The organism is Streptomyces sp. BBFR25 (assembly GCF_044590125.1).
Classification (GTDB): domain Bacteria; phylum Actinomycetota; class Actinomycetes; order Streptomycetales; family Streptomycetaceae; genus Streptomyces; species Streptomyces canus_D.
On sequence record NZ_CP172447.1, the window covers coordinates 1,284,980 to 1,311,209 of the forward strand.

Annotated in this window: 19 protein-coding genes; 7 read left to right on the plus strand and 12 right to left on the minus strand. The window is 72.6% G+C overall.

All coding sequences use genetic code 11. From position 1 onward, the window contains the following. The first annotated feature begins 11 nt into the window (after positions 1-11). Positions 12-1,085, plus strand: coding sequence for an ABC transporter permease (locus tag ACGH52_RS05690; RefSeq protein WP_399938003.1), 1,074 nt, complete (start codon positions 12-14; stop codon positions 1,083-1,085). A 31-nt stretch (positions 1,086-1,116) separates the two neighbouring features. Here ACGH52_RS05690 and ACGH52_RS05695 read toward each other — a convergent pair whose 3' ends face one another. From ACGH52_RS05695 to ACGH52_RS05715, 5 genes are all read right to left on the minus strand, one after another. Beyond that, on the minus strand, positions 1,117-2,661 hold the full coding sequence (locus tag ACGH52_RS05695; protein WP_399938005.1) for a helix-turn-helix domain-containing protein: 1,545 nt from the start codon (positions 2,659-2,661) through the stop codon (positions 1,117-1,119). A gap of 358 nt (positions 2,662-3,019) precedes the next feature. Next, on the minus strand, positions 3,020-4,126 hold the full coding sequence (locus ACGH52_RS05700; RefSeq protein WP_121703904.1) for a DUF917 domain-containing protein: 1,107 nt from the start codon (positions 4,124-4,126) through the stop codon (positions 3,020-3,022). A 10-nt stretch (positions 4,127-4,136) separates the two neighbouring features. Further along, positions 4,137-5,216 carry a DUF917 domain-containing protein gene (locus ACGH52_RS05705; protein WP_121703905.1) on the minus strand — a complete coding sequence of 360 codons (1,080 nt, stop codon included), beginning with the start codon at positions 5,214-5,216 and terminating at the stop codon, positions 4,137-4,139. Beyond that, entirely contained in the window at positions 5,209-6,771 is a 1,563-nt protein-coding gene (locus tag ACGH52_RS05710) for a hydantoinase/oxoprolinase N-terminal domain-containing protein (RefSeq protein ID WP_121703906.1), read from the minus strand. The genes ACGH52_RS05705 and ACGH52_RS05710 overlap by 8 nt, the downstream gene beginning before the upstream one ends. Positions 6,772-6,826: 55 nt before the next feature. Continuing rightward, positions 6,827-8,176 (minus strand): cytosine permease, encoded by a 1,350-nt coding sequence (locus ACGH52_RS05715; protein WP_121703907.1) that lies wholly within the window; start codon positions 8,174-8,176, stop codon positions 6,827-6,829. Positions 8,177-8,442: 266 nt separating this feature from the next. Here ACGH52_RS05715 and ACGH52_RS05720 point away from each other — a divergent pair, with 266 nt between their 5' ends. Both ACGH52_RS05720 and ACGH52_RS05725 read left to right on the plus strand, forming a co-directional pair. Further along, positions 8,443-9,162, plus strand: a complete 720-nt coding sequence (locus tag ACGH52_RS05720; RefSeq protein WP_121703908.1) for an aspartate/glutamate racemase family protein — start codon at positions 8,443-8,445, stop codon at positions 9,160-9,162. A gap of 50 nt (positions 9,163-9,212) precedes the next feature. Beyond that, positions 9,213-10,415: a cysteine desulfurase-like protein gene (locus ACGH52_RS05725; RefSeq protein ID WP_399938009.1), complete on the plus strand. Its 1,203-nt coding sequence runs from the start codon at positions 9,213-9,215 to the stop codon at positions 10,413-10,415. 91 nt (positions 10,416-10,506) lie between these two features. On the opposite strand, the gene yicI is transcribed toward ACGH52_RS05725, so the two are convergent. Then, a complete protein-coding gene (gene yicI, locus ACGH52_RS05730; protein ID WP_121703910.1) occupies positions 10,507-12,777 on the minus strand; it encodes an alpha-xylosidase in 2,271 nt (756 codons plus the stop codon). A gap of 283 nt (positions 12,778-13,060) precedes the next feature. On the opposite strand from yicI, the gene ACGH52_RS05735 reads away from it, so the two are divergent. From ACGH52_RS05735 to ACGH52_RS05750, 4 genes are read left to right on the plus strand one after another with little or no spacing between them, the layout of a single operon-like run. Beyond that, a complete protein-coding gene (locus tag ACGH52_RS05735) occupies positions 13,061-14,347 on the plus strand; it encodes a sugar ABC transporter substrate-binding protein (RefSeq protein ID WP_059297432.1) in 1,287 nt (428 codons plus the stop codon). A 23-nt stretch (positions 14,348-14,370) separates the two neighbouring features. After that, on the plus strand, positions 14,371-15,324 hold the full coding sequence (locus ACGH52_RS05740; RefSeq protein WP_210976097.1) for a carbohydrate ABC transporter permease: 954 nt from the start codon (positions 14,371-14,373) through the stop codon (positions 15,322-15,324). Positions 15,325-15,329: 5 nt separating this feature from the next. Further along, entirely contained in the window at positions 15,330-16,157 is an 828-nt protein-coding gene (locus tag ACGH52_RS05745; RefSeq protein ID WP_059297795.1) for a carbohydrate ABC transporter permease, read from the plus strand. Between the two features lie 41 nt (positions 16,158-16,198). Further along, the gene (locus ACGH52_RS05750; RefSeq protein WP_399938012.1) at positions 16,199-17,578 is read left to right on the plus strand and encodes a GH1 family beta-glucosidase; all 1,380 of its coding nucleotides are present in this window, start codon (positions 16,199-16,201) and stop codon (positions 17,576-17,578) included. A gap of 43 nt (positions 17,579-17,621) precedes the next feature. Here ACGH52_RS05750 and ACGH52_RS05755 read toward each other — a convergent pair whose 3' ends face one another. From ACGH52_RS05755 to ACGH52_RS05780, 6 genes are all read right to left on the minus strand, one after another. Beyond that, positions 17,622-18,863: an ROK family protein gene (locus ACGH52_RS05755; protein ID WP_076973131.1), complete on the minus strand. Its 1,242-nt coding sequence runs from the start codon at positions 18,861-18,863 to the stop codon at positions 17,622-17,624. Positions 18,864-18,918: 55 nt separating this feature from the next. Beyond that, positions 18,919-20,586 carry a ricin-type beta-trefoil lectin domain protein gene (locus tag ACGH52_RS05760; RefSeq protein WP_399938014.1) on the minus strand — a complete coding sequence of 556 codons (1,668 nt, stop codon included), beginning with the start codon at positions 20,584-20,586 and terminating at the stop codon, positions 18,919-18,921. Positions 20,587-20,651: 65 nt separating this feature from the next. Next, a complete protein-coding gene (locus ACGH52_RS05765) occupies positions 20,652-22,733 on the minus strand; it encodes a glycoside hydrolase family 2 protein (protein ID WP_399938016.1) in 2,082 nt (693 codons plus the stop codon). A gap of 71 nt (positions 22,734-22,804) precedes the next feature. Further along, a complete protein-coding gene (locus ACGH52_RS05770; protein WP_076973134.1) occupies positions 22,805-23,686 on the minus strand; it encodes a carbohydrate ABC transporter permease in 882 nt (293 codons plus the stop codon). Between the two features lie 2 nt (positions 23,687-23,688). Continuing rightward, on the minus strand, positions 23,689-24,624 hold the full coding sequence (locus ACGH52_RS05775; RefSeq protein WP_059297437.1) for a carbohydrate ABC transporter permease: 936 nt from the start codon (positions 24,622-24,624) through the stop codon (positions 23,689-23,691). Then, the gene (locus ACGH52_RS05780; RefSeq protein WP_399938019.1) at positions 24,621-25,982 is read right to left on the minus strand and encodes an ABC transporter substrate-binding protein; all 1,362 of its coding nucleotides are present in this window, start codon (positions 25,980-25,982) and stop codon (positions 24,621-24,623) included. The genes ACGH52_RS05775 and ACGH52_RS05780 overlap by 4 nt, the downstream gene beginning before the upstream one ends. Positions 25,983-26,230: the final 248 nt, after the last annotated feature.

Sequence of the window (26,230 nt, forward strand, 5' to 3'; positions counted from 1 at the left end):
CCCCGCCGGACATGGCTCACATGTCACAGGACGCCGACGGCGGCCCGCCGGTGCGCGGGCGGTGGTCCGCGTTCCGGCAGTCGCCGTTCTGGCCCGCCACCGTGCTGGTGCTGATCCTCGCGGCCGCGGCGGGCCTCTTCGCGGGCTCGTACACCTACTCGATGGCGAACCCGACGCCGCGCCTGATCCCCACGGCCGTGGTCGGCTCCTACGAGAAGGCGGGCGGCCGGGCCTTCCTGTACGGCCTGGAGAAGGCGCTGGACACCTCGGTGCGGGTGCATCCCTACGAGAGCCGCGCCGCGGCCCGCGAGGCGGTCGAACAGCAGGAGGTCTTCGCGGTCTTCGAGCTGCACGACGACGGGCGGTACGCCGTCCTCGACGTGTCCGGCGCCTCCGGCTCGTCGGTCGCCGAGCTGCTCGGGCAGACGGCACCGGCCGTCGGGAAGAAGGTCGGCGTCCAGGTCACCGTCCGGGACGTCAACCCCCTTCAGCAGGGTGACCCGCGCGGGCTGGCGATCTTCTACATCTCCCTGGCCGCCGTGATCATCGGCTTCGTCGGGGCGATCCAGCTGAGCGTGCACGCGCGGGCGCTCACCCCGTTCGAGCGCATCCTGTTCACGGCGGCCTACGCGCTGCTCGGCGGGTTCGTCATCGCGGCCGCGGTGGACTGGCTGCTGGGCGCGGTGGACCTGCCGTTCGCCGAGTCGTGGCTGATCCTGGCGCTCACGATGTTCGTGTCCGGCATGGTCTTCACCATGTTCAACACCCTGTTCGGCCGGTGGGCGATGCTGCCGACCTGGGGTCTGATGGTGATCATCGGCAATCCCTCCTCGGGCGGCGCGGTGTCCTGGCCGCTGCTGCCGTCGCCGCTGGGGGTGATCGGCCGGTGGCTGCCGCCCGGCGCCTCGGTCAACGCCCAGCACACCGCGGTGTACTTCCAGGGCCACCAGCACGCGTTCCCGTTCCTGGTGCTGGGCGGGTGGGCGCTGCTGTCGTGCGCGGTCTTCTGGATCTGGCGGCACCGGCATCCCGGCGGACGGGAGAAGGAGCCGCCGGAGGCCGAGCCGGAGGCCGCCGCGTCCTGACGGTCCGCAGGTGCTCGGACCGGGCTCAGGGTCAGGGGGCGGTCATTGCACGGCAGGCCATCTGGAGGGCGAGCCGGTTGCTGGGGTCGTCCAGCGGGACGCCGAGCCGTTCGCGGACCTGGCGCAGCCGGGCGGCGACGGTGTTGCGGTGCAGGCCGAGGGCGCGGGCGGTGGCGGCGGCTGAGCCGCCGTGCTCCAGGAAGACCCGCAAGGTGGTGAGCAGATGGGCGTGCTCGGGGCCGCCGAGCGGGGCGAGCGCGGTCTCGGCGAAGGCGCGGGTGATGTCGGACTGCTGCCAGGCGGCCAGCAGTCTGCCCACGCCGAGTTCGTCGGTGTGTTCCACGGACGGCCGGACGTTCCGGGCAGCCGCGAGCCGTGCCGCGTTGCGGGCCTCGGTCAGGGTGTCGGCCAGGCCGCCGGGACCCTGGCGGGGCCTGCCGATGCCGGCCACCAGCCGCCAGCCGGGGGGAAGTTCGGCGAGCGCCCGGCGTACCCGGCGCAGCAGCAGCCGGGGCTCGTCGTCGGCGGGCCGGGGCCCGCTGCTGGACCACAGGGCCCAGTCGCCGTCCCCCTCCGCCACCGCCTGGGTGCTGACGCCGTGCCGGGACAGGGCGGCGAGCAGCGGTGCGGGGACGGTGTCGGGACGGTCCGCGGCGGGCGGTTCCTCGGCGCGCACGGCCAGACCCACGTGCCAGTCCTCCAGCCGCCAGCCCAGGGCGACCGCCTGCTCGACGACCTCCCGGCTGACGGTCCCCCGGCCGGTGACGACCTCCGCCAGCAGGCGGCGGCGGACGGCGCCGTCGTGGTCGGCCCGGGTGCGCGCTCCGGCGAGCCAGGACCGGACGAAGGGTTCGAGCAGGGCGAGGCCCAGCGCGACGGTGTCGGCGCGGTCCTCGTCGGCCCGTTCGAAGGACCACACCAGCCAGGCGGTGACCGGCGCGGTGCCGCCCGGCAGGTGCCCGGCGAGCGGGACGGCGTGCACGGGGTGGGCCAGCAGGCCGGGGACGCGCTGGGGCACGGCGAGCCGCGTGCGCAGGGCGTCCGGCACCACCGGGTCACCGACGATGGCTCCGCCGTCGGGGGTGACGAGGCTGACGTCGGCGGCGAGCACGGTGCGGGCGGCGGCGATCAGCTCCGGTCCCTCCGTGCGGGTGGCGAGCCGGCGGAGCAGGTTCTCGACGGTGCGGGCCCGGGCCGCCTCGGGGGCACGGACCCGCAGGGTGAGGTCGAGGGCGAGCCCGAACGGGTCGTCCGTGGCGGCCCACAGCACGGGGATCCGCAGCCGGTCGGCCAGTCGTACGGCGGACAGCGGCGGCCTGGCCGTGTCGTCGGCGGTCACGCACAGCGCCGCCGCGCCGGCCTCCTGGGCGCGGCGGACGAGGGCGTCGAGCCGGTAGGCGGGGGTGGCGTCCGCCGCGGCGCAGAGCACCAGGTGGCCGTCGACCGGGGCGAGGACGCCGCGGTAGGCGGTGACATCGCGCACCGGCCGCCCCAGCCCGGCGTGTCCGGCCAGCGTGCGGGCGCCCCCGAGCAGCGGGTCGGCCAGCAGGTCGGCGACGCTCGGCACGGCGGTCACGACGGACCCCACGACCGGAAGGCGCCGCGAGGCAGAACCGCACCCGTGGGCGCCGCCAGGCCGAGCCCGAAGACGGTCGGGTCCCCCAGTGACCCCGCCCGGGAGGGCCAGGCACACAGGACCGGGAAGCGCAGCACGGCCAAGCCGCCGCCCGGGCGGAGCAGACCACCCACGACCAACGCGGCAGTCACGACCGAACCCACGGCCGAATGGCCCCGCGGCGCGGCACCAGGACGCAGAGCGAAGCCAGGCCGACACCGAAGGCGGACCCCGACCGACCACGCACGCAGCACCGGAGGGCGCAGCACGGCCAAGCCGCCGCCCGGGCGGAGCAGGTCGCCGACGACCAACGCGGCGGTCACGACGGAACCCACGACCGGGAGGCGCCGCGGCGCGGGGTCAGGTCGAGGCCGAAGGCGGTGGGGCCGACCAGGGGTTCCGCGTCTGAGGGCCAGGTGTGCAGGGGCGGAAGGCCGAGCAGGATCAGGCGGCCGCCGGTGCGGAGTTGATCGGCGCGCAGGGGGCGGCGGCCGCTGGGATCGACGGCGGCGATGATCTGCGGGGCGGCGGCCCGGGTGACGCCGTCGACCGTGACGGCCAGGTACTCGTCCAGGAGGTCCACCCGGACCACCGCACCGGTGCGTCCGTCGGTGAGGGTCGCCCAGCCGGGGGTCAGGTCCTGTCGGGGGACGATCTCCTCGACGCGGCCGACCGCCAGCAGCTCGGCCCCCAGGGTGCCGGCCAGCCCCTCGGGCGTGCCGCCCGCGTCCCGCGCGGTGAGGAGGCGGTCACCGAGTCCGAGGCAGGCGGAGACGGAGCCGCGCACCCCGATCGCCGCGAGCCGGGCGGCGGGCAGGGGGTGGACGGCCAGGGCGGCGGCCCCGCCGAGGGCGAGGACGTTGGCGCGCAGCAGCCGTTCGGCCAGTCGGCGTGAGCACTCCCGGACGACGACGGTGTTCCCGCCGGGGCCGACCAGGACGAGCGGCGCCGGGTCCACACCGGCCACGGCGGCCACGGTCTGGTCGATGCGGGGGAAGGCCCGCCCCATGAGGTCGCCGTCGACGAGCGGCAGGCCGAGCCGGGCGGCGGCGACCGCGGCGACGACGGCGTTGAGGCCGCCGATCTCGATGACCCCGACCGCGCCCGCCGGCCCGCCCGCCACCTCGGCGGCGGTGCGTACGGCGTGGGCGAAGTCCTCGGGGTCGGCGAGCCGTTCGGCCAGGACGTCGGGAGCGCCGACGAGCCCGGCGTGCACCACGAGGGTGTCCGGCGCCTGCCTGTCGGCGGGAACCAGCGGCACCGGCGCCCCGGCAAGCTCGCGGCGCAGCAGCAGCGCGCCGGTGGCCACCTCTCCCCCGCCGCCGGAGCCGAGCAGCATCGCCCCGGCGGCCAGCGCCGGCACCCGCGCGGCGGTCAGCGGCGCAGGAGGCACGGGCGAGGGGGCCTCGGCGGATGTGCGGGTCACCCTTCGATCATCACACTTCGGCGCCCCGGAACGGGACGTACTCGTGCGCGTAGCCGAAGTAGCCGGGCCCGGCCAGGGCGAGGCCCTCGGGGGTGCGCCAGCGCGGGTCGCAGGGCACGCCGAGGACGCTGACCCGCAGGCCGTAGCGGAGCGTCTCGGTGGTGACCGGTTCGCCGGAGTCGGTGTCGAGGACGCAGATCAGGTCGGGGACGCTGACGACGACCTCGCCGTCGCGGGTGGCGACCAGGTTCTCGTTCTGGAAGGACAGCTCCAGCGCGGACCCGCTGTCGGCGTCGAGGCCGGTGAGCCGGGCGGTGCCGCGGGCGAAGCCACCCGTGGTGGTGCGCTGCACGTCGCCGATCTTCCCGGTGAAGACCGTCCGGCCGCCGAGGACACCGGACGCCGCCGCCACCGGGTCCTCGTGGCCCTCGCGGGCCTCGCGGATGGCCCGGCCGACCCGCTCGCACAGGGTCAGGGTGCCGGGCACCAGGTGGTCCTTGGCCTGGCGGCCGGTGAGCGCGTACAGGCTGACCGCCGCGCTGCAGCCCATCTCGACGGTGGCGGCGCGGGCGAGGCGCTCCGCCCAGGCGTTGCCGTCGGTGCGCAGAGTGACGGAGTTGCCGCGCTCGTCGGCGAGCGCCATCGGGGAGGCCTGCACGCCGCCCAGGGTCGGCAGCAGCATCTGCAGTTCGGGGAAGGCGCGCCCCATGCCGTCGGCGTCGATCAGCGGGAGGCCCGTCTCGGCGGCGGCGACGAACGGCGTCATGGAGTTCAGGCCGCCCGCCTCGATGGAGACGGTGTGGGTGGCCTTGCGGCCGAGGAGTTCCTCCAGGGCCCGCATGGCGCCGATGATCTCGTCGCCCGAGGGGAGCTTCTCCAGCATCACCGTGGGCGCCCCCATGAAGGCGGTCGGGACGATCAGCGCACCGTCGTCGACCTCGTCGATGTCGAGGAGGGTGACGGGACCGTTCCGCTTCAGCGCCTGCTGGGCGAGGAGGCGGCCGACGAACGGGTCGCCGCCTCCTCCGGTGCCGAGCACGGCGGCCCCGCGGGCGAGGTCGGGCAGGTGGTCGGCGGTGATCTCACGCACGGGGGCCTCCCAGGCTCAGCTCTCCGACGGCCTTGACCCGGATCCGGGTGGCGTTGCCCGGCAGGTAGGCCAGCGGTACTTCCTCGATGTCGACGATCTCGACGGAGCCCGGCCGGGCTCCGGCGGCCACCGCTCGGTCGACGGCCTCCTGACGGGCCTCGTCGAGCACGGTGTCGCGTTGCTGCGGTACGACCGAGTAGACCCGGTCGACCTCGCCGCCGACCTGGGCGATCGCCGCCCCGATGGCGTTGGCCACGGCGAAGTGGTCGGGGCGTACGACGCGGGACGCGCCCGCGAGGTCGTCGGGCACCAGGATGCTGCCGCCGCCGACGGCGACGACGGGCACCGGTTCGGCGGAGGCCCGCATCCGGTCGACGACCTCGGCGAGCCGGTCGTCGACGACGCGCAGGGCGGCGTCCACCGCGCTCTTGTCGAGGTGGGCGACGAGCGAGGCGTCCCCCACCTCGGCGCGGCCGCCGGCCACCGCGACGTCGGTGGCGGTCAGGCGGGTGCCGCCGAAGACGAGGGCCTCCTGGGCGAGCCGGTAGCCGACGCTGGCGGGTCCGACGGCGGTGCCGGACGCCTGGTGCACGACGTGGCTGCCGCCGCCGATGCCGATCGAGAGCACGTCGGGCATGCGGAAGTTGGTCTGCACGCCGGCCACGTTGACGTCCGTGGACGCCTCGCGCGGGAAGCCCTGCTGGAGGATGCCGACGTCGCTGGTGGTGCCGCCGATGTCGACGACGGCGCAGGACGGCAGCCGGGACAGGAACGCGGCGCCGCGCATGGAGTTGGTCGGTCCCGACGCGAAGGTCGCCACCGGGTAGCGGCGGGCGTAGTCGACGTCCATCAGGGTGCCGTCGTTCTGGCTGAGAAAGACCGGCGCGTTGATGCCCGCCTCCGCGACCGTGCGCAGCAGTCCGGTGGCCACCTGGTCGGCGAGGCCGCGCAGGGCGGCGTTGACGACGGTGGCGTTCTCCCGGCCGAGCAGGCCCATGCGGCCGATCTCGTGGGAGAGGCTCACCGGGGCCCCGGGCAGTTGCTCGGCGATGATCTCGGCGGCGCGGGTCTCGAACTCCGCGTTGACCGGGGAGAAGACGGAGGACAGCGCGAAGGAGGTGGCGCCGGCGGCCACCGCCCGGTCCAGGACCGCGCGGAACTCGGTCTCGTCGAAGTCCGCGATGGGGCTGCCGTCGTACTCGTGTCCGCCGTGGCACAGATGGCTGTGGCCGCCGATCGCGGTGACCAGGCGGTCGGGCCAGTCGACCAGTGGGGGCAGGGCGCGGGTGGCGGGCAGCCCGAACCGGATGGCCGCGGTCTGCGCCAGGCGCTCGCCCTCCACCAGCGCGTTGATGAAGTGCGTGGTGCCGATCATCACCGCGTGGACGGCGGCCGGGTCGAAGCCGGTGGCCTGCCCCAGGTCGCCGATGGCGGTGACGATGCCGCCGGTGACGTCGGCCGTGGTGGACGCCTTCACGGCGCCCAGCACCCGGTCGCCGTCGATGAGGACGGCGTCGGTGTTGGTGCCGCCGACGTCGATGCCCAGTCGGAGCATGTGGGTGGTCCTGCCTTTCTCTTTCGGTGGCCGCGTACGCCGGTGGCGTGCGCGGTCAGGCGGCGGGAACGCCGGGGGTGCCGACCGCCGTCCCGGGGACGGCGCGGCGGGTCGGTGCCGTGCCCACCCCGCGGACCAGGCCGAGGCGGGCGGCGGCGAGGTAGAGCACGAAGGCGACGGCGATCGAGTTGATCGACGGCAGGCCCCAGTCGACGTACTTCCCCACGACGGCCGCGACGGCCCAGGTGATCAGCCCCGCGGGCACCCACATGGGCGAGGCGGCGGGAAGTTCGCCGCTGTCGCGGGTCTCGTCGAGACCGGAGCGCCAGGTCCGGGCGACGAAGTACTCGGCGACCATGATCCCGGCGATCGGCGGGAAGAGGACGCCCAGCAGGTCGAGGAAGTCGGTGAAGTTGTCGAGGACCCCGGCCGCGCCCAGCAGGGAGCCGAGCACCCCGACACCGACGGTGACGGCGCCCCGGTGGAGGCGGCGGCCGAAGGTCTGGTCGACGAAGGTGACGACGCCGAGGGAGGCGGCGTACAGGTTCCAGTCGTTCACCTTGACGGTGGCGGCCACGATGATCAGAGTCCCGAGGAAGCCCGAGGTGGACGTGACGATGGCGATGACGTCGTTGGTGCGCAGGGCGAGCGCGAGGAGCACGCCGATCAGGCCGATGACGTACTCGCCGACCGTGATGCCGACGACCGTCTGCTTGACGACGTCCTTGCCGCTGCGGTTGAAGCGGCTCATGTCGGGGGTGATGACCGCGCCGACGATGAAGCCGCCCGCGACGATGGTGGTGCCCTGGAGCAGGGACAGCGGGGGCCCGGCGGGCTGGGCGGAGGTCAGCGCGCCCAGGTCGTGCCGGGACAGTTCGACGGCGATGGACCAGCCGGCCATGAGCAGGAAGGCGGGGACGGTGACGTAGGCGGCCCACGCCATGGAGCCGACGCCGTGGACCACGATGGCGGTGATGAGCAGTCCCACCACCAGGGCCCAGCCCCAGGAGGGCAGGACGCCGACGAGGTCCGCCAGTCCGTCCGCGGAGACCGCGTTCTGGATGCCGAACCAGCCGACGGCGCTGATGCCGATGGCGAGTCCGATGAGGGAGGCCCCGGCCGCGCCGAATCCGGTCCACCGGGCCAGCAGCGAGGTGGAGAGCCCCTCGCGCTGCCCGGCGATGCCGGTGAAGACCGTCATGACTTCGAGGATCACCGCGCCGAGGGTGATGGCGAGCACGGCGTTCCAGAAGGTCATGCCGAAGCCGAGGGTCGCGCCGATGAGGAAGCTGGCCAGGGTGGAGAGCTGGCCGAAGCGCTGGGTCGCCACCGAGAACCAGTGGAACCGGGCCGTCTGCGGCACGCGGGCCAGCGCGTGGTCGTCGTGTCCTGAAGAGGACGCCATGGGGACTCCAGAAGGGCGGGGGCGCCGGGTGCGGTGCGCCGAGACTAGGCCGCCGCCCTCGGGCGGTCACCGTGCATCAGGCACCGGTTCGCGGCACCGGCAGGGCACCGTGCACAGTCGGGCAGCCGGAGCGGCCCGGGGCCGGGGCCGTCGGCGGTGCGGTCCGCACGGTCGCCGCGGCCCGGCTGTGCGCCTCGCACCTTGCGGCCCCCGGCGGGGCCGCACAGGGTGGGCCGACCGCTCCGCCCGCCCACCCTGGAGGTGCTGTGAAGCTCACGGTCGTGCTCCCCGTCATCACCGACGCGTTCACCGAGGAGGTCCGCCGCGAGGTGGGCGCCTGGGTGTCGCCCGGAACGGAGGTCGAGGTCCGCCGCATCGCGCGCGGCACCGCCTCCATCGAGTCCGAGTACGACGAGGCACTCGCCGCACCCGGCATTCTCGACGCGGTCCGCGAGGCGGCGGCGGAGGGGGCCGACGCGGTGTTCGTCAGCTGCTTCGGCGATCCCGGGGTGCAGGCGGCCCGGGAGATCGTGGACATTCCCGTGGTCGGCGGCTTCGAGCCCGCCGTGCTCACCTCCCTCGCGCTGGGTGAGCACACGGGGGTGATCACCGTGCTGCCGAACGTACTGCCGATGCTGCACGGCCTGGTCCGGCGCTACGCGCTGACGGGGCGGGTCGGACCGATCCGGGTCGTCGACATCCCCGTCCTCGACCTGGACACCGGCGACCGGCTGATCGACGCGCTGACCGAGCAGGCCCGGGCCGCGGTGGCGGCGCGGGAGGCGGACGTGATCGTGCTCGGCTGCACCGGGATGCTGGGCGTGGCCGCGGCCCTCCAGGAACGCCTGGCGGCCGAGGGTCCCTTCGTCCCTGTCGTCGACCCCACGGGGGCTGCGATCATGTGGCTGGAGTCGCAGGTGCGGCTCGGGGTGCGGCCCAGCCGTACCACGTACCTGCCGCCCCGGCCGAAGGACCGCATCGCCTGACGACCGTCTCCCTCCCCTGTCCGCCTGGCCCACGACCCTGGAGTTGCCCCATGGCCCTCGACGTCGCCGCGATCCGCGCGCACGTGCCCGCCCTGAAGTCCGGTACCGCGCGGTTCGACGCGCCGGGCGGTACGCAGGCCCCGCAGCCGGTGATCGACGCGATCGCCGCGGCGCTGACCGCCCCGCTCGCCAACCGGGGGCGCAACACCGAGGGCGAGCGCAACGCGGACCGGATCGTCGACGGGGCCCGGTCCGCTCTCGCCGACCTCCTCGGCACCACCCCGGGGACGGTCGTCTTCGGGCGCAGCGCCACCCAGCTCGCCTACGACCTGTCGCGGACCCTGGCCAAGGACTGGGGACCGGGCGACGAGGTGGTGGTCACCCGGCTCGACCACGACTCGAACATCCGGCCGTGGGTGCAGGCGGCCGAGGCGGCGGGGGCACACGTGCGGTGGGCGGACTTCGACCCGGCCACGGGCGAGCTGCGGCCCGAGCACCTCGCGGCGGTGCTGGGCCCGCGCACCAGGCTGGTAGCGGTCACCGCCGCGTCGAACCTGATCGGAACCCTCCCGGACCTGCCCGCGCTGGCGTCCCTCGCGCACGCGAACGGGGCGCACTTCCACGTCGACGCGGTGCACTACGCCTCGCACGCCGTGGTGGACCTGGCGGCGACCGGCGCGGACACGCTGGCGTGCTCGCCGTACAAGTTCCTGGGCCCGCACCTGGGCGTGCTGACCGGCCGGGCCGAGGTGTTGGAGTCGCTGCGCCCGGACAAGCTGCTGCCGTCCGCCGACACCGTGCCCGAACGGTTCGAACTGGGCACCCTGCCCTATGAGTTGCTGGCCGGGGCGACCGCGGCGGTGGACTTCCTCGCAGGGCTCGACCCCGAGGCCGGGGGCTCTCGCCGGGACCGGCTGATCGCCTCCTTCGCGGCGCTGGAGGGGCACGAGGACGCGCTGCGCGGTCGGATCGAACGAGGGCTCGCGGACCTCGGCGGGATCACCGTGTACTCGCGGGCCGCGCGGCGCACTCCGACGCTGCTGTTCACCGTGGCGGGCCTGCGCCCGGCCGGCGTCTACCGGCAGCTCGCCGAGCGGGCGGTCGACGCGCCGGCCGGTTCCTTCTACGCCGTGGAGGCCGCGCGCCGACTGGGCCTCGGCGACGAGGGCGGCGTACGCGTCGGCCTGGCACCGTACAGCAGCGCGGAGGACGTGGACCGGCTGCTGACGGCGCTCGGTGCCCTGAAGCGCTGAGGCGCACTCCTCGGAACACCCGCACCCCGCGGAACGAAGCGGCACGCCCCCGCGTGCCGCTTCGCCGTGTCTCCCCCCCGTCGCGCAGGGGTCAGGCCAGGGGCACGGTCACCTCTCCGGCGCCCTCCGCGCTCGCGCCGCCCGCGACCCGGACGGTGAAGGGGCGGTCGGTGCCGCTCGCGGTGACGCGCAGGGCGTCCCCGTCGCGCCGCACGCGGAACGTCGCGGCCGGTGTGCCCAGCAGGTCGGGCACGGTGACCTCGGCCGTGTGGTCGGCGTCGGCGGACGGGTGGACCAGCAGGGTCGGGGCGTCCAGCCAGTCGCCGTCGGGCCGCTGGTCGTCCGAGGCCAGCGGCAGTACGGCGCCCTCACGGACGTACAGGGGCAGGCTGTCGTAGCCGTGCCGTTCGGTGCGCCAGGCCGGGCCGGTGACGCGCTCGCCGGACAGGAGGTGGGTCCAGGTGCCCTCCGGGAGGTAGACCTCGACCTCGCCGTCCTCGGTGAAGACCGGGGCGACCAGGACGTCGGAGCCGAGCATGTACTGGCGGTCCAGCGGACGGCACGCCGGGTCGTGCGGGAACTCCAGGACCATCGGCCGCATCATCGGCACGCCGGTGCGGTGGGCCTCGGCGGCGACGCCGTACAGGTAGGGCATCAGGCGGTGCTTGAGGAGGGTGAAGCGGCGGGCGACGTCGACGGCCTCCTCGCCGAACTCCCACGGCACCCGATACGACGAGGAGCCGTGCAGGCGGCTGTGCGAGGAGAGCAGGCCGAAGGCGAGCCAGCGCTTGAAGACCGCCGGGTCGGGCGTGCCCTCGAAGCCGCCGATGTCGTGGCTCCAGAAGCCGAAGCCGCTCAGGGACAGGGACAGGCCGCCCCGCAGTGACTCGGCCATCGCCTCGAAGGACGACCAGCAGTCGCCGCCCCAGTGGACGGGGTACTGCTGGCCGCCCGCGGTCGCCGAGCGGGCGAAGAGGACGGCCTCGCCCTGGCCGCGCTCCTTCTCCAGGAGTTCGAAGACGGTGCGGTTGAACAGGTGCGTGTAGTAGTTGTGCATGCGCTCCGGGTCGGAGCCGTCGTGCCAGACCACGTCGGTGGGGATGCGCTCGCCGAAGTCGGTCTTGAAGCAGTCCACGCCCTGATCGAGCAGCGGCTTGAGCTTGTCGGCGTACCAGTCGCGGGCGGCCGGGCTGGTGAAGTCGACCAGGCCCATGCCGGCCTGCCACAGGTCCCACTGCCAGATGTCGCCGTCCGGCCTGCGCACCAGGTGCCCGAGGGCGGCGGCCTCGTCGAAGAGCGGGGACTTCTGGGCGATGTAGGGGTTGATCCAGGCGCTGACCCTCAGCCCCTTGGCCTTGAGCCGGGCGAGCATGCCGTCCGGGTCCGGGAAGACGTCCGGGTCCCACTGGAAGTCGCACCACTGGTACTCGCGCATCCAGAAGCAGTCGAAGTGGAAGACGGAGAGCGGGATGCCGCGCTCGGCCATGCCGTCCACGAACTTCGTCACCGTCTGCTCGTCGTACGAGGTGGTGAAGGACGTGGTGAGCCACAGGCCGAAGGACCAGGCCGGCGGCAGGGCGGGGCGGCCGGTGAGGGCGGTGTAGCGGGTGAGGACCTCCTTGGGGGTGGGCCCGGCGACGACGTAGTACTCCAGCGTCTGGTCCTCGACGCTGAACTGCACCTGGCCGACGGACTCGGAGCCGACCTCGAAGGAGACCGCGCCGGGGTGGTTGACGAAGACGCCGTAGCCGCGCGAGGAGAGGTAGAACGGGACGTTCTTGTAGGCCTGCTCGCTGCTGGTGCCGCCGTCGGCCTGCCACATGTCGACGACCTGGCCGTTCTTGACGAACGGGGTGAAGCGCTCGCCAAGGCCGTAGACCTGCTCGCCGACGCCGAGGGCGAGGCGGCCGAGCATGTGGTGGGCGCCGTCGCCGGTGGTGGCGAAGGCGGTGCCCTTGGCGTCGGCGCGGGTCAGCTCACGCCCGTCCGCGCCGTGGAAGGTGAGGCCCCAGGGGCCCTCGCGGTCGAGGCGGAGGGTGAGCGGGCCGCTGGTCAGCTCGGTGACGGTGCCCTCCTGGCGCACCTGGCCGGCGCCGTCCGCCGCCTCGGCGAGGGCGAAGTCGGGACCCGGCCGGCGCTTGCCGGCGTGGTGGGTGACGCGGACGCCGATGACGCCCTCGGCGGGTGAGAAGCACTCGACCGTGAGGAGCGGCGCGTTGAGCGTGTCCCCCCTCCGCGTCACCTTCTTCACGGCGGCATGGGCGGTGAAGCGCTTCGATTCGGGGCGCACATCGCGTACCTCGGTGGCGTACGAGAGATGCACACCCTCGCGGATGAGCCAGAAGCCGTCGGTGAACTTCATGATCTTCCTTGGGTGGGGCGGGAGCTGTCGGGTGGGAGCACGGGGGCGGTCTCACAGCGTTTTGATCGTACACAAAACAAATCCCGAAGCCGAGACGTTCGCGTCGACTTCACTGCGCTGAGCTGGGCCTATCACGCATGATCACGACTCCCTCACCCGGCGGAGCGAAGAGAGGGGGGCCACTTTCCTCTAGCGCGGAAGCGGGTCGGTGACGTATTAGTCATCACATCAAACAAAACAGTCCGGCGAGGAAGCCGGACGGTACGACAGCAAGGGCCGCACCATGTCGAAGCGCTTCACCTCGCTCGCCTTGACAGCACACCCCCCGGCTGCCACGCGCCGCGAACGAGGGCGCTCACGCCGAGTCGTCGCCCCGTTCACGGCGGTGTCCGTGCTGGTCGCCGGGGCGGCACTGGCCGGCTGCGGACAGCAGCGTGACGCCGACACGTACACCGTCATGAACTCCTCGACCGACGAGTCGTACCACCGCTGGGACGCGGAGGCGATGGCCCGCTGCGGCAAGGAGCTGGGCGTCAGCATCGAGCAGCAGAGCGTCCCCGCGGCGCAGGTGATGACGAAGGCGCTGCGCATGGCCTCGTCCAAGTCGCTGCCCGACATCGTGCAGTTCGACGCGTCCGAGATGCCGACCTTCGCCGACGCGGGCGGTCTGGTCGATCTGCGGACCCTCGGGCTGAGCACCGACGACATCCCCGACGGCATCGTCGACTTCGGCTCGTACAAGGGCACGTACTACGGCGCGGCCCGCTCGGTGAACACCCTCGCGCTCTTCTACAACAAGGACGTCCTCGACAAGGCGGGCGTGAAGGTGCCGACCACCTGGGCCGAGCTGCGCCAGACGGCGAAGAAGCTCACGCGGGGCAAGCAGTACGGCCTGGCGCTCAGCGCGGGCGGCGCGGAGGACGGCGTCTTCCAGTTCACCCCGTTCATGTGGTCCAACGGCGGCGACGAGACCGACCTGGACGGCCCGAAGGTCGTCGAGGCCCTGGACTACTGGAAGAGCCTGCTGAAGGACCGCTCGCTCTCCAAGTCGACGGTCAACTGGACCCAGGCGGACGTCAACGACCAGTTCATGGCCGGGAACGCGGCGATGATGATCAACGGTCCGTGGCAGGTGGAGACCCTCAACAGCGACAAGTCGCTGCACTGGGGCATCGCGCCGATCCCGGTGCCCGAGGCCGGGGAGGACTCGGTGGGTCCGCTCGGCGGTGCCGTGCTCACCGTGCCCAACACCGGTGACGAGGCCCGGGAGAAGACGGCCGGGAAGATCGTCGCGTGTCTGGCGAGCGAGCAGGAGCAGCTGACCTACGCGCTGAACAGCTGGATGGTCCCGGCCAACGCCGAGGCCGCCGCCGTGTGGCGCGAGAAGGTGCCCGAGCTGGACTCCCTCGCCGACCAGGTGGCCGTCGCCCGGTCCCGGACGGCGAAGCTCGGCGCCGGTTGGTCGAGTGTCTCGCTCGCGCTGCAGAGCGCCTTCCAGTCGGCCCTGACCGGCCAGTCCAGTGAGACCGCCCTGAAGCGCGCCCAGCAGCGGGCCACGAGCGGGAACTGAGGTACGCCCCCATGACCACGCCCATGCCCACGTCGACCGTCGCCGCGCAGCCGCCCTCGAAGGCGGCCTCGTCACCCGCCGCGCCGGACCCCGGCCGGATCGCGCGCCGCCGCAGGCTCGCCCAGTGGGGGTTCGTCGCCCCCGCCGTCGTCTTCATGCTGCTCTTCTTCGGCTACCCGCTCGTGCGCAACGTCGTGATGAGCTTCCAGGACTACACGCCGAAGACCTTCTTCACCGGTGAGGCGCCCTTCAACGGCGCCGACAACTGGTCCAACGTGTTCCAGGACGCCCTGTTCGGCAAGGCGCTGTGGCACACGCTCGTCTTCACGGCGGGCTCGCTGCTCGGCCAGTTCTGCATCGGCCTGGCGCTCGCGGTCTTCTTCAGCCGCCGCTTCCCGCTGAACGGCGTGCTGCGCTCGCTGATCCTGCTGCCGTGGCTGGTGCCCATGGTGGTGTCCGGCATCGTCTGGCGCCGCATCCTCGACCAGGACACGGGCGTGCTCAACTCGTTCCTGGACACCCTCGGCATCGGCGGCCACACGCCCTGGCTGACCAGCCCCGAGATGGCCCTGCTGTCGGTCATCCTGGTCAACATCTGGATCGGCATCCCGTTCAACATGGTCATCCTGTACGGCGGTCTCCAGGAGATCCCGAAGGAGCTGCACGAGGCGGCCGCGCTGGACGGCGCCTCGGCCTGGCGGACCTTCCGTTCGGTCACCCTGCCGATGCTCAAGCCGGTCGTCACGGTCGTGCTCGTGCTGGGCTTCATGTCGACGGTGAAGATCCTCGACCTGATCCTCGCCCTGACCGACGGCGGCCCGGCCGACGCCACCCAGACGCTCGGCACGCTGACCTACCAGAACTCGTTCGTCCAGCTGGACTTCGGCGCGGGCGCCGTGGTCGGCAACGTACTCATCCTGATCTCCGCCGTGTTCGCGGTGTTCTACCTGCGGGCCAACCGCACCGAGGGGAAGTGACGTCCATGGCCTCCCACACGCCCACCGCCTCCCGGCGCCGCTGGGGCTCCACCGTCGCCGGCGTGCTCATCCTGTGCGTGATGCTCTTCCCGCTGTACTGGATGCTCAACACCGCGCTCCAGCCCGACTCCGGGCTGCTCCAGGTCGATCCGGTGCCGGGCAGCCTGGACTTCTCCGGCTTCTCCAAGGCGATCAGCGACCAGGGCGGGCACCTGCTGACCTCGCTGGCGGTCTCGCTCGGCGCGGTCGCCATCTGCCTGGCGATCTCGGCGCCCGCCGCGTACGGTCTCGCCCGGTTCGGGCTGCGCGGCTCGCGCACCATCGTGTTCGGCACGCTGATCACCCAGATGGTGCCCGGCATCGTCATCGCCAACGCGCTCTACAACTCCTACGTCGACCTGGGGCTGGTCAACTCCTACTTCGGCCTGATGCTCGCGGACGCCTCGCTGGGCATCCCGTTCTCCATCGTGCTGATGCGCTCCTTCATGGTGTCGATCCCGGGCGAGGTGATCGAGGCCGCGCAGATCGACGGTGCCGGGCCGGTGCGCACCTTCGTACGGGTGGTGCTGCCGATGAGCCGCAACTCCCTGATCACCTCGGGCCTGTTCGCGTTCCTGTTCTCGTGGAGCGACTTCATGTTCGCGCTCACCCTGAACACGACCGACGACGTCAAGCCCATCACCCTGGGCATCTACCAGTACATCGGCGCGCACGTCGGCGACTGGGGTTCGGTGATGGCGGCCTCCGTGCTGTCGGCGGTGCCGGCGGCGGTCCTCCTCGTCCTCGCCCAGAAGTACATCGCCGCCGGGATCACCGGCGGCTCCGTCAAGTGAACCCCGCACCACCCCGCAAGCACGGAGATGAGCAGCACAGCATGAGCAACTATCCCGGTTTCCCGCCCGGTTTCGTCTTCGGCGCCGCGACCGCCTCGTACCAGATCGAGGGCGCGGCGACGGAGGACGGCCGCGGTCCGTCGATCTGGGACACCTACAGCCACACCCCCGGTCTGGTGGTGAACGGCGACACCGGTGACGTGGCCTGCGACCACTACCACCGCTACCCCGAGGACGTGGCCCTGCTGCGCGACCTCGGCGTCGACTCCTACCGCTTCTCGATCGCCTGGCCGCGCATCGTCCCGGACGGGTCGGGCGCGGTGAACCCCAAGGGCCTGGACTTCTACTCCCGCCTGGTGGACGAACTGCTGGCGGCGGGCATCGAACCGGCCGCCACCCTCTACCACTGGGACCTGCCGCAGGCCCTCGAAGACCGGGGCGGCTGGCGGGTGCGGGAGACGGCGGAGCGGTTCGCCGAGTACACGGCGGCGGTCGCGGAGCACCTCGGCGACCGGGTGTCGCGCTGGATCACCCTCAACGAGCCGTGGTGCAGCTCCTTCCTCGGCTACTCCATCGGCCGGCACGCCCCCGGCGCCAAGGAGGGCCGGGGCGCGCTGGCCGCCGCCCACCACCTGCTGGTCGGGCACGGGCTGGCCGTGAAGGCGCTGCGCGCGGCGGGGGTGCGCGAGGTCGGCATCACGCTCAACCTGGACCGCAACCTGCCCGCCACCGACTCCCCGGCCGACCGGGCGGCGGTGGTCCGGGCGGACACCCAGCACAACCTGGTGTGGACCGAGCCGATCCTCGCGGGCCGCTACCCGGCCACCGAGGAGGAGACCTGGGGCGAGCTGATCACCGGCGCGGACTTCCGGCGCGACGGCGACCTGGAGCTGATCTCCCAGCCCCTGGACTTCCTGGGCGTCAACTACTACCGGCCGATCGTGGTCGCCGACGCTCCCCACCGGGAGAGCGACCCGGCGCGGCGAGTGGCGACGGACAACCGCTACGAGGAGGTGCGCCTGCCCGGTGTGCGGCACACGGCGATGGACTGGCCGGTCGTCCCGGACAGCTTCACCGACCTGCTCGTCGAACTGAAGCACCGGTACGGCGACGCGCTCCCGCCGGTCCACATCACGGAGAACGGCTCGGCGGAGGACGACGCGCCCGCCGCCGACGGCACGGTGCACGACACCGACCGGGTCGCCTACCTGCGCGACCACCTCACCGCGCTGCGGGCGGCGATCGACGCGGGCGTGGACGTGCGCGGGTACTACGTGTGGTCGCTGCTGGACAACTTCGAGTGGGCGTACGGCTACGACAAGCGCTTCGGCATCGTGCGGGTCGACTACGACACCCAGGAGCGCACGCCCAAGGACAGCTACCGCTGGTACCGGGAGATGATCGCCGCGAACCGCGGGTGAGGGAGGCCGGGCGCGGAGGACCGCCGGGCGGCCGTCCTCCGCGTCAGACCGCGTCCCGTTCCGCGTGCGCCGCCGGGTCGGCCAGCACCTCGCGGACGATCACCCCGGCCGCGCCCCGGGCCGCGTCGCCGAGCGAGGACGCGGCCCGCAGCCGTTTGCCGTCCTCGCTCCACAGCCCGGACACCACGCGCCGGGCGAGTTCGCGGTGGACGGCCGGGGCGAGCCAGTCCATCAGCTCCCGGTAGACACCGCCGAGCATCACCGCCTCGGGGTCGAAGAGGTTCACCGCGCCCGCGACCACGACGCCCAGTTGCCGCCCGGCGCCTTCGATCGCCGACAGCGCCGGCGGGTCGCCCCGCCGGGCACGGCGTTCGAGTTCGGCGACGCCCTGCGCACCCGCGTCCGCGTCGATGCCCGCGGCGGTGAGCAGCGCGGCCTGTCCGGCGTACTGCTCCAGGCAGCCGTGGGCGCCGCACCGGCACCGCGGGCCGTCCGGATCGACGACCGTGTGCCCGATCTCCCCGGCGAAGCCGTGCGCGCCGCGCAGCAGCTCGCCGCCCAGCACGAGGGCGCCGCCGATGCCGATCTCGCCGGTCAGATACAGGAAGCTGCGCACACCCTCGGTTCCGGCGCCGAACCACAGCTCGGCGAGGGCGGCGGCGTTGGCCTCGTTGTCGGAACTGACCGGCAGGGGCCGGTGGGCGGGGCGCAGGGCGAGGAGCGCCTGCGCGAACAGCCCCTCGACGGCGACCCGCTGCCAGCCAAGGTTGGGTGCCTGGCGCACGGTGCCGCCGGTCACCAGGCCCGGCAGCGCGACATGCACACCGGCCGGTACGAGGTCCTGTTCCGCCGCCGAGCCGATGGCGCGCGCCGCCAGCCGGGCCGCGCGCGCCAGGACCGCGGAGGGCTGGACGCCTCGGTTGTCGACGTGCTCCACCAGCCGCACCCGGTCGGTACCGGCGAGGTCGACGACGCACACCGCGATGTAGTCGATGTTGATCTCCACGCCGAGGCCCGCCGGGCCGGAGCGGGAGACCTTCAGGACGGTGCCGGGCCGTCCCGCCTGGCCACTGCTGGTCTTGCCCCACTCGGCGACGACGCCGTACTCCAGCAACTGCTCGACCAGGGACGACACCGCCGCGCGGGTCAGTCCGACATGCGTGGCGACGCCGGCCCTGGTCGCCTCCCCCGCGTCGTGCACGGCCCTCAGGACCAGGCTGAGGTTGTGCCGTCTGACCGTGGCCTTGTCGGCCTTCGGCTCCAAGGGGGTGAGGTTGTTCATCATGGTGCTGTCGAGCGTATGCGACACCCGGGGCCGTCAGCCCCGGGTGCTCCCGCCCCTAGGCCGGCAGGTTCCACTTCTGGGTGCCGAGGCCGTTGCAGTCGTAGATCTGCAGCTTGGTGCCGTTGGCGGTGCCGCCGGAGGAGATGTCCAGGCAGCGGCCGGACTGGGGGTTGAACAGCGAGCCGTCACTCCGGTGGCGCCACTGCTGGCCGGCGACGCCCGCCGCGCAGTCCCACACCTGGACCTTGGCGAAGTTGGCCGTGCCGTTGCCGTCGATGTCCAGGCACTTGCCGAACGCGCGCACCGTACCGTCCGGCGCCACCGACCAGCGCTGTCCGGTGGCGGTGGAGCAGTCCCACAGCTGGGCGGCGTTGCCGTTGCGGCTGGTGTTGGTGTCGACGTCCAGGCACTTGCCCGCGACCCACGGCGTGGTGACCTGGCCGACCGGCCCGCCGAGGCCGCCGGTGCCGAAGCGGACCTGGCACTGGTTGCCGGTGCCGAGCCAGGTGGCGGTCAGGTAGAGGAAGGAGGTGCCGTCGGCGCGCGGCACGATCGGTGAGCTGTAGCCGGGGCAGGAGGGCTCGCCGGGGTTGTAGCCGCCGGTGGGGTCGGTCAGGACCGGGGCCTCGATCTCGGTCCACTCCCCCGCGCCGAGGCGGGTGTTGGCGAAGACCACGGTGCCGGACTCCGACAGGACGGTCTTGTTCCCGGTGGGTCCGCTCACCACGCGCTGGCCGGACATCAGCAGGGTGCCGTCGGGGCCGCCGCCCGGTACCCAGGCGAGGTAGGGGGTGTGCAGCAGTTCCCTGCCGTCGGCGGTGCGCACCAGGGTGCCGGGGTTGTCGGCGGGCGCCCAGTTCAGCCCGTCGGGGCTGGTCTTGGTGTACACCTCGCAGGCGTGGTCGGCGTCGGTGGCGTCCCGGCACATCTCGTACGCCATCATGAACCGCCCGTCGGGCAGCGGGACGATGATCGACATGCCGGGGCGGGCGAGGTTGTCGGCGGGGAACGCGACGTCCTGGGTGAGCGTGCCGCTCCAGGTGCGGCCGCCGTCGGTGGAGGTGTAGTGGCCGATGACCTGGTTGTTGGTGGGGCTGTTCGCGGGCCGCTCGTCGGAGATGAAGCAGGCCAGTGTGTTGTCGGGGGCCAGCAGGAACCAGGGTTCCCAGATGCCGTGCCCGATGGTGTCGGGCAGGCCGCTGGTGCGGGTGCAGTCGGAGAGGTACTGCCAGCTCTGCCCGTGGTCGGTGCTCTTGAACACCTCGACGCGCTGCGTGGTGTAGTCCCCGGCCTGCCAGGCGGTGCCGGCGGCGAGGAGGTCGCCCTGGTTCAGGCCGTTCGCGGTGCGCGGCACCTCGTAGAGGACGGGTGCCTCGATGTCCCAGCCCGCCGTGTGCGAGGTGATGGTGGAGATCGGGGCGGCGCTCCAGGTGCGGCCGCCGTCGGTGCTGCGGTGGACGGGCAGGGTGTTGGTGGCGCCCTGTTCGCGCTTGGCGTAGGTGGCCAGCATGGTCTGTCCGGCCGAGCCGTCGTGGTCGAGGCGTACGGCGCGGGGGTAGCTGTTGTCGCCCTGCGGGTGGGCCGCGAGGTCGGGTGACGCCAGGACCTGCCCGGCGGGCGCCGCCGACGCGGGCTGCGACCACAGGGACAGCAGGGCCGTGAGCAGGGCGAGGACGCCGAGCAGGGCCGGTGATCTTCTGTGGGTGGGTGAAGGGTTGCGCACGGATCGACTCCTTGGTGGTGGGGATGTCGGGTGGTGCGGGATCGGTGGATCTGGTGGGCCGGGGGTCAGGCGGTGGGGCGGGCCAGTGGGTCGTCGCCGATGTACGGGTCGGTCCGGGTGTCCACGTCCAGCGCGGTCCGGGCGGCGACGGTGCCGTCCACGACCAGCGCCAGGTGCAGCCGGCCGCTGGTCCAGCCCTCGGGCAGTGTGGCGGGCACGGTGACGGGGGCGCCGAGGACGTGCGGCTTGGCCTCCGCGCGGCAGCCGGGGACGGCGTCGCCGGGCGCGTCGGGCGTCCTGGCGTACACCGGGGTCCAGGTGGTGTGCAGAGTGCCGGCGACCGGGTCGGCGCCGTGGTGGGAGACGTGCACGTCGACCGTGAAGTCGGGGCCGGTGGTGAGCAGGTCGCGGCCCGGTGCCACCGGTGTCACGTCCAGGACGAGGGTCGTCGGCGCGTTGGCGTGGGCCGGGTCGACACCCGCCAGGTCCTTCGCCCCGCGCCCGAAGTCCAGCAGCCCGGCGCTCTCGTGCTCGATGTCGTACAGCTCCGTGTACACGTACCCGGCGAGCCGGTCGTGGCGGCGCAGTTCCTGGGTCTGCCAGCGCAGGTGCCAGGCGCGGTCCAGGCCGGTGAAGCCGCCGCCGTACTCGCTGTTGAGGTTGGGCAGGCCGCGCAGCGGCTGACCGGGGACGGCGAGCTTCTTGTGGACGACGAAGTCGGGGCCGAGCTTGACGGGGAAGTCGTCGCGTTCGCCGGAGAGCAGGTCGGCGACGGTGGAGGCCCAGGAGGCGGCGCTCTCGTCGTAGTAGTGCCAGTCGAGCAGGTCGGTCTTGACGTGGGTCCAGCCGGAGTTGTCGACGACCGGGCGGGTGGGGTCGAGGGCCTTGACGCGGTCGTAGGCATCGGCGGTGGCGCGCTGCTTGGCCGGGTCGCCGGGGATGTCCCAGTCCAGGCCCCACTCCTCGTTGTACAGGCCCCAGATGACGATGGCGGGGCTGTTGCCGTCGCGTTCGACCATCGGCTCGATCTGCTCCGTGAAGGCGGTGACGGAGGCGCGCGAGAAGCGGCCGGGTGAGGCGGGTTCGGCCCACAGGAGCATGCCGAGGGTGTCGGCGTGGTGGGCGAAGCGGGGGTCCTCCAGCTTGAGGTGCTTGCGGACGAGGTTGTAGCCGGCCTCGGCCGCGAGTTCGAGGTCGCGGCGCAGGGCGGCGTCGTCGGGGGCGGTGATGCCGGTCTCGGGCCAGTAGCCCTGGTCGAGCACGCCGCGCACGAACAGCCGCCGCCCGTTGAGGTACAGGGCTTCGCCGTCGACGGTGATGGTGCGCAGTCCGGTGTAGGCCGCGACCCGGTCGGTGCCGTCGGCGGACGTCAGTTCGGCGTCGACGTGGTAGAGGTGCGGGTCCTCCGGCGACCACAGCCTCGGTGCGGTGAGCGGGAGTTCGGTGCGGAGCCGTCCGTCGGCGTCCACCGTCGCCGTGACGGCGGTGTCCTCGTCGCGTATCCGCAGCCGGAGTTCGGCGCGGTCCGCCGCGGGGCCGCGCACGACGGCTTCGGCGGTGATGCCGGTCAGGTCGTCGTTCGGGCGCAGCCGGAGCGCGGCCAGGTGGGTGGCGGGGCGGGCCTCGATCCAGACGCTCTGCCAGATGCCGGAGGAGGGGGTGAAGCAGACGCCGTCGTAGTCGTCGCGGGGCATGCTGCGCTGCTTGCCGTGGGCGATGTCCCGCTTGTCCGCCGGGGCGTGGACCCGCACCGTGAGCAGGTGCTCTCCGTCGCCGAGCGCGTCGGTGACGTCGGCGGCGAAGGGGGTGTATCCGCCCTCGTGGTGGGCGACCTCGGTGCCGTTCACCCAGACCGTGGCGGCGTGGTGCACGGCGCCGAAGTGCAGGACGACGCGCTGTCCGGCCCAGTCGGCGGGCACGGTGAACGTGCGCCGGTACCAGGCGGTCTGGAGCCAGTGCTCGGCGATGCCGGAGGCGAGCGTCTCCCAGGCGAAGGGCACGGTGATGGCGCGGTCGTAGCCCTCGGAGGCGTCGGCGGAGTACCGCTCGGCGGGGTCGGCGCGGAAGTCCCAGGTGCCGTTGAGGGTGAGCCAGGAGTGGGACCGGTCGAAGTGCGGGCGGGGGTATTCGGGACGGGGGGTGGTCATGGGCGTGTGTGCTCCGATTCGGTACGGCTGTGGGGCGGTCGGCGGTGTACGGGGGGAGGCCAGCGGTGAGGTCAGCCCTTGACGCTGCCCGCGAGGATCCCGTTGATGAAGTGGCGTTGCAGCAGGACGAACAGGGCGAGCACGGGCAGCATCGCGATGCTTCCGGCGGCGAGCAGTTCGCCCCAGACGGTGGCGAAGTCGGCGCCGACCCGGTTGCCGGTGACGTTCTGCGCGAGGGTGGAGAGCACGACCTGGAGCGTCTGGTGGCTCTCGTCGTTGACGGCGACGACCGGCCAGACGAAGTCGTTGTAGATGTTCATGGCGGTCAGGACGCCGAGCGCGGCGATGCCCGGCCGGATGACCGGTACGACGATCCGGGCGAAGATGCCGAACTCGCTCGCCCCGTCCACCCGTCCGGCGTCGAGGAGTTCGTCGGGCACCGCGGCGATGGTCTGCCGCATCCAGAAGATGCTGAAGGCGTCGATGCTGCCGGGCAGGATCAGCGCCTGGTACGTGTTGACCCAGCCCAGTTCGCTCATCTCCAGGAGCAGCGGGATGACCAGCACGAGGGTCGGCAGCATCAGGGTGAGCATCAGCACGCCGAAGAGCAGGTTCTTGCCGGGGAAGCGGTACTTGGCGAAGGCGTAGCCGGCCAGCGGGCAGAAGAACATGGTCATCGCGCCCTTGACGGCCACGACCAGCACGGTGTTGACGAAGCCGGTGCCGATGGGCACGTCGTCGAACATGGCCCGGTAGTTGTCGAGCGTGGCCGAGCCGAGCGAGAAGGACAGGGGGTCGCGGACGATGTCGGACGGCGGCTTCAGCGAGGAGCTGACGGCCCACCAGATGGGGTAGACGAACACGAGGGCGAGGAGGCCGAGCACGAGGTACTGGAGCGGCCCCGGCCGGGGCTGGGACAGACTCCTGCTCGCCTTCTGGGTCTGGCTGGTCATGGTCACTCGTCTCGGGAGCGGAGCAGGCGCACGGACAGCAGGGACAGGGCGAACACCAGCAGCACGAGCAGGAAGGAGTTCGCGGCGCCGGTCCCGAGGTCGGACGCCAGGATGTGGTTGTAGAGGTACAGCCCGCCGGTGGTGGTCGAGCCGTACGGGCCGCCCTGGGTGACGACGAACGGCTCGGCGAACATCTGGAACACCGCGAGGGTCTGCACCACGACGAGGAAGGCGATGCTGCGCCGCACCAGTGGCAGGGTCAGCGACCAGAACTGCCGCTTGCGGGAGGCACCGTCGAGGGCGGCGGCCTCGTACACGTCGGCGGGCACGGCCTGGAGTCCGGCGAGCAGGATGATGATCGCGAATCCGGTGGTCTTCCACAGGAACAGCAGCGCGAGCGTCGGTTTGGCCCAGGCGGTCGACTGGAGCCAGTCGACGTCCGGCAGGCCGACCAGGTTGAACAGGTGGTTGACCAGCCCGTAGTCGGTGTCGAAGGCGACGATCCACACCTGCGCCATCGCCACCAGCGGGGTGACGAAGGGCGCGATGAAGGCGACCCGGAACATGCCCTTCAGCCGCAGCCGCGCGTTGGCGAGCAGCACCGCCGCGGCCAGGCCGCCGACGATCTGGAGGGGCACGATCAGCAGCCACATCACCGCGCTGTTGCCCAGCGAGGACCAGAACTCCTCGCTGGTGAGCAGGTAGGTGTAGTTCTCCAGGCCGATGAAGTTCGCCTCACCGGCGCCCTTCCAGTCGGTAAAGCTCAACTGGAGCGCGAAGACGAGGGGATAGACGCCGAAGGCCGCGAAGACCACGTAGAACGGCGCGACGAAGAGGTAGGGCGCGAGGAAGGGCTTGCGCCGGGAGCGGCGGGCGGGGCGCGGCGCGTCCGGCACCGCCCGTTCCTCGCTCGACGGGGTGAGGGTGCCGGGTGTCATGCGCGGTCCACCAGGTTGCGCTGGATCTTCTTGGTGGAGTCGTCGATGACGTCGTCGGGTGTCATCTGCCCCTCCATGAGCCGCTGGAGGTTGTTGCCGAGGTAGTCGACCGACTTGGCCCACCAGGCCGGGATCGGCGCGGCGGACGGGATGGTGTCGGCGGCGTCCACGGCGACCTTCCACAGGTCCTGTCCGCCGAGCGCGGCCACCGGTTCGAACAGCGGCTTGTCGGGGCGGCGGGCGGGGCCGTAGCTCGGCACCGAGGTGGTCAGACCGCTCGGGTAGATCTCGCTGGGCCCGTACACGGCGCTGTAGCCGGGCTCCTTGAAGCACAGGAACTCGTACAGCAGCCAGGCGAGTTCGGGGTGCTTCGCCTTCGCCGGGATGATGAAGCTGCTGCCGCCCATGGCGCCGCTGCGCGCGCCGCCCGGGGTCCAGGCCGGCAGGGGTGCGGCCCGCCACTTGCCCTTGCCCTTCTTCAGCAGCTGCTGAGGGGCGAAGGACCACCACACCGCCCACGGGACCAGGGCCTGCTGCCCGCTCTCCAGGGCGGCCAGGTCGGCCTGCTTGAGGTATTCGGCGTGGGTGACCAGGTCGTCGTCGACGGCGTCCCGGACCCAGTTGAGGATGTTGCGGTACTCCTTGGAGTCCAGCCGCACCCGGCCTTCGGCGTCGGCGAGGCTGGTGCCCTGCTGTCCGGCGAGCATCTCCAGCCAGAGCTGGCCGAGGAAGGGGTCCTTCTCCATGTGGAGGGGGCGGGCCTTCGGGTTCCTCTCCCGCAGCGACCGGGCCGCCGCCAGCAGGTCGTCGTAGGTCTTCAGCCCGGCCGGGTCGACTCCGGCGTCCTCCAGCAGGTCCTCGCGGTACCAGAGCAGCCCGGGGTCGAGGTCCCAGGGCACGCCGTAGATCCGGCCGTCGACGGTGTTGACCGACAGCTTGTAGGCCGAGGTCTTGTCGCGGTAGGGCGCTATCAGGTCGGTCAGGTCGTACAGGTGCTCCGCCTGGCCGCCGATCTTGGCGTCGTCCCAGAAGCTGCCGTCGGGCAGGTCGGTGCCGCTGATCAGGGTGTTGGCGAGCTTGGCGTCGATGTCGACGGCCTGGTGGTTGACCTTGATGTCCGGATAGGCCTTGCGGAAGGCGTCGATCGCCGCGTCGAAGACCTTGAACAGGTCTCCCGAGCGGTTCCAGATGGTGATCTCGCCCTTGGCCGAGGCACTCGGCGTCCCGGTGAGCTTGCGCGGCTCGGACCCGGAGGATCCGGGGGCGCACGCCGCGAGGGGACCGGCGGCCGCGGCGAGCGCGCCGGCGCCGAGCGCGCCGCGCAGAACGCTGCGCCGGGGGACGAATGATCTGGACATGAGCACGGCTCCTCGGTCGGGATACGGGCTGGGGTGCGTGGGACGGGGTGGCTGAGCAGGAGTGGACGTGACGCGCGCAGGCGTCGCCGACGGCGCGACGGCACACGTGTGGCCCGTTCCGCCGCCCGCACTTTGCAACGATGCAGAGATGATGCTGCGCATTTTGCAACGATGCAATAGCTGAGTAACATCAACCTGCCTCAGCGCTGGTCCGCACCGGCGCGAACGCGAGATGCTGCCGACCGATG

Excerpts from the sequence above, each read along its gene's own strand:
- ACGH52_RS05740 (WP_210976097.1), top strand. The coding sequence starts at position 14,371 with ATGCCCACGTCGACCGTCGCCGCGCAGCCGCCCTCGAAGGCGGCCTCG.
- ACGH52_RS05770 (WP_076973134.1), bottom strand. The coding sequence starts at position 23,686 with ATGACCAGCCAGACCCAGAAGGCGAGCAGGAGTCTGTCCCAGCCCCGG.
- ACGH52_RS05775 (WP_059297437.1), bottom strand. The coding sequence starts at position 24,624 with ATGACACCCGGCACCCTCACCCCGTCGAGCGAGGAACGGGCGGTGCCG.
- ACGH52_RS05690 (WP_399938003.1), top strand. The coding sequence starts at position 12 with ATGGCTCACATGTCACAGGACGCCGACGGCGGCCCGCCGGTGCGCGGG.
- ACGH52_RS05735 (WP_059297432.1), top strand. The coding sequence starts at position 13,061 with ATGTCGAAGCGCTTCACCTCGCTCGCCTTGACAGCACACCCCCCGGCT.
- ACGH52_RS05780 (WP_399938019.1), bottom strand. The coding sequence starts at position 25,982 with ATGTCCAGATCATTCGTCCCCCGGCGCAGCGTTCTGCGCGGCGCGCTC.
- ACGH52_RS05710 (WP_121703906.1), bottom strand. The coding sequence starts at position 6,771 with ATGCTCCGACTGGGCATCGACGTCGGCGGCACCAACACCGACGCCGTC.
- ACGH52_RS05750 (WP_399938012.1), top strand. The coding sequence starts at position 16,199 with ATGAGCAACTATCCCGGTTTCCCGCCCGGTTTCGTCTTCGGCGCCGCG.
- ACGH52_RS05745 (WP_059297795.1), top strand. The coding sequence starts at position 15,330 with ATGGCCTCCCACACGCCCACCGCCTCCCGGCGCCGCTGGGGCTCCACC.
- ACGH52_RS05725 (WP_399938009.1), top strand. The coding sequence starts at position 9,213 with ATGGCCCTCGACGTCGCCGCGATCCGCGCGCACGTGCCCGCCCTGAAG.
- ACGH52_RS05755 (WP_076973131.1), bottom strand. The coding sequence starts at position 18,863 with ATGATGAACAACCTCACCCCCTTGGAGCCGAAGGCCGACAAGGCCACG.
- ACGH52_RS05715 (WP_121703907.1), bottom strand. The coding sequence starts at position 8,176 with ATGGCGTCCTCTTCAGGACACGACGACCACGCGCTGGCCCGCGTGCCG.
- ACGH52_RS05765 (WP_399938016.1), bottom strand. The coding sequence starts at position 22,733 with ATGACCACCCCCCGTCCCGAATACCCCCGCCCGCACTTCGACCGGTCC.
- yicI (WP_121703910.1), bottom strand. The coding sequence starts at position 12,777 with ATGAAGTTCACCGACGGCTTCTGGCTCATCCGCGAGGGTGTGCATCTC.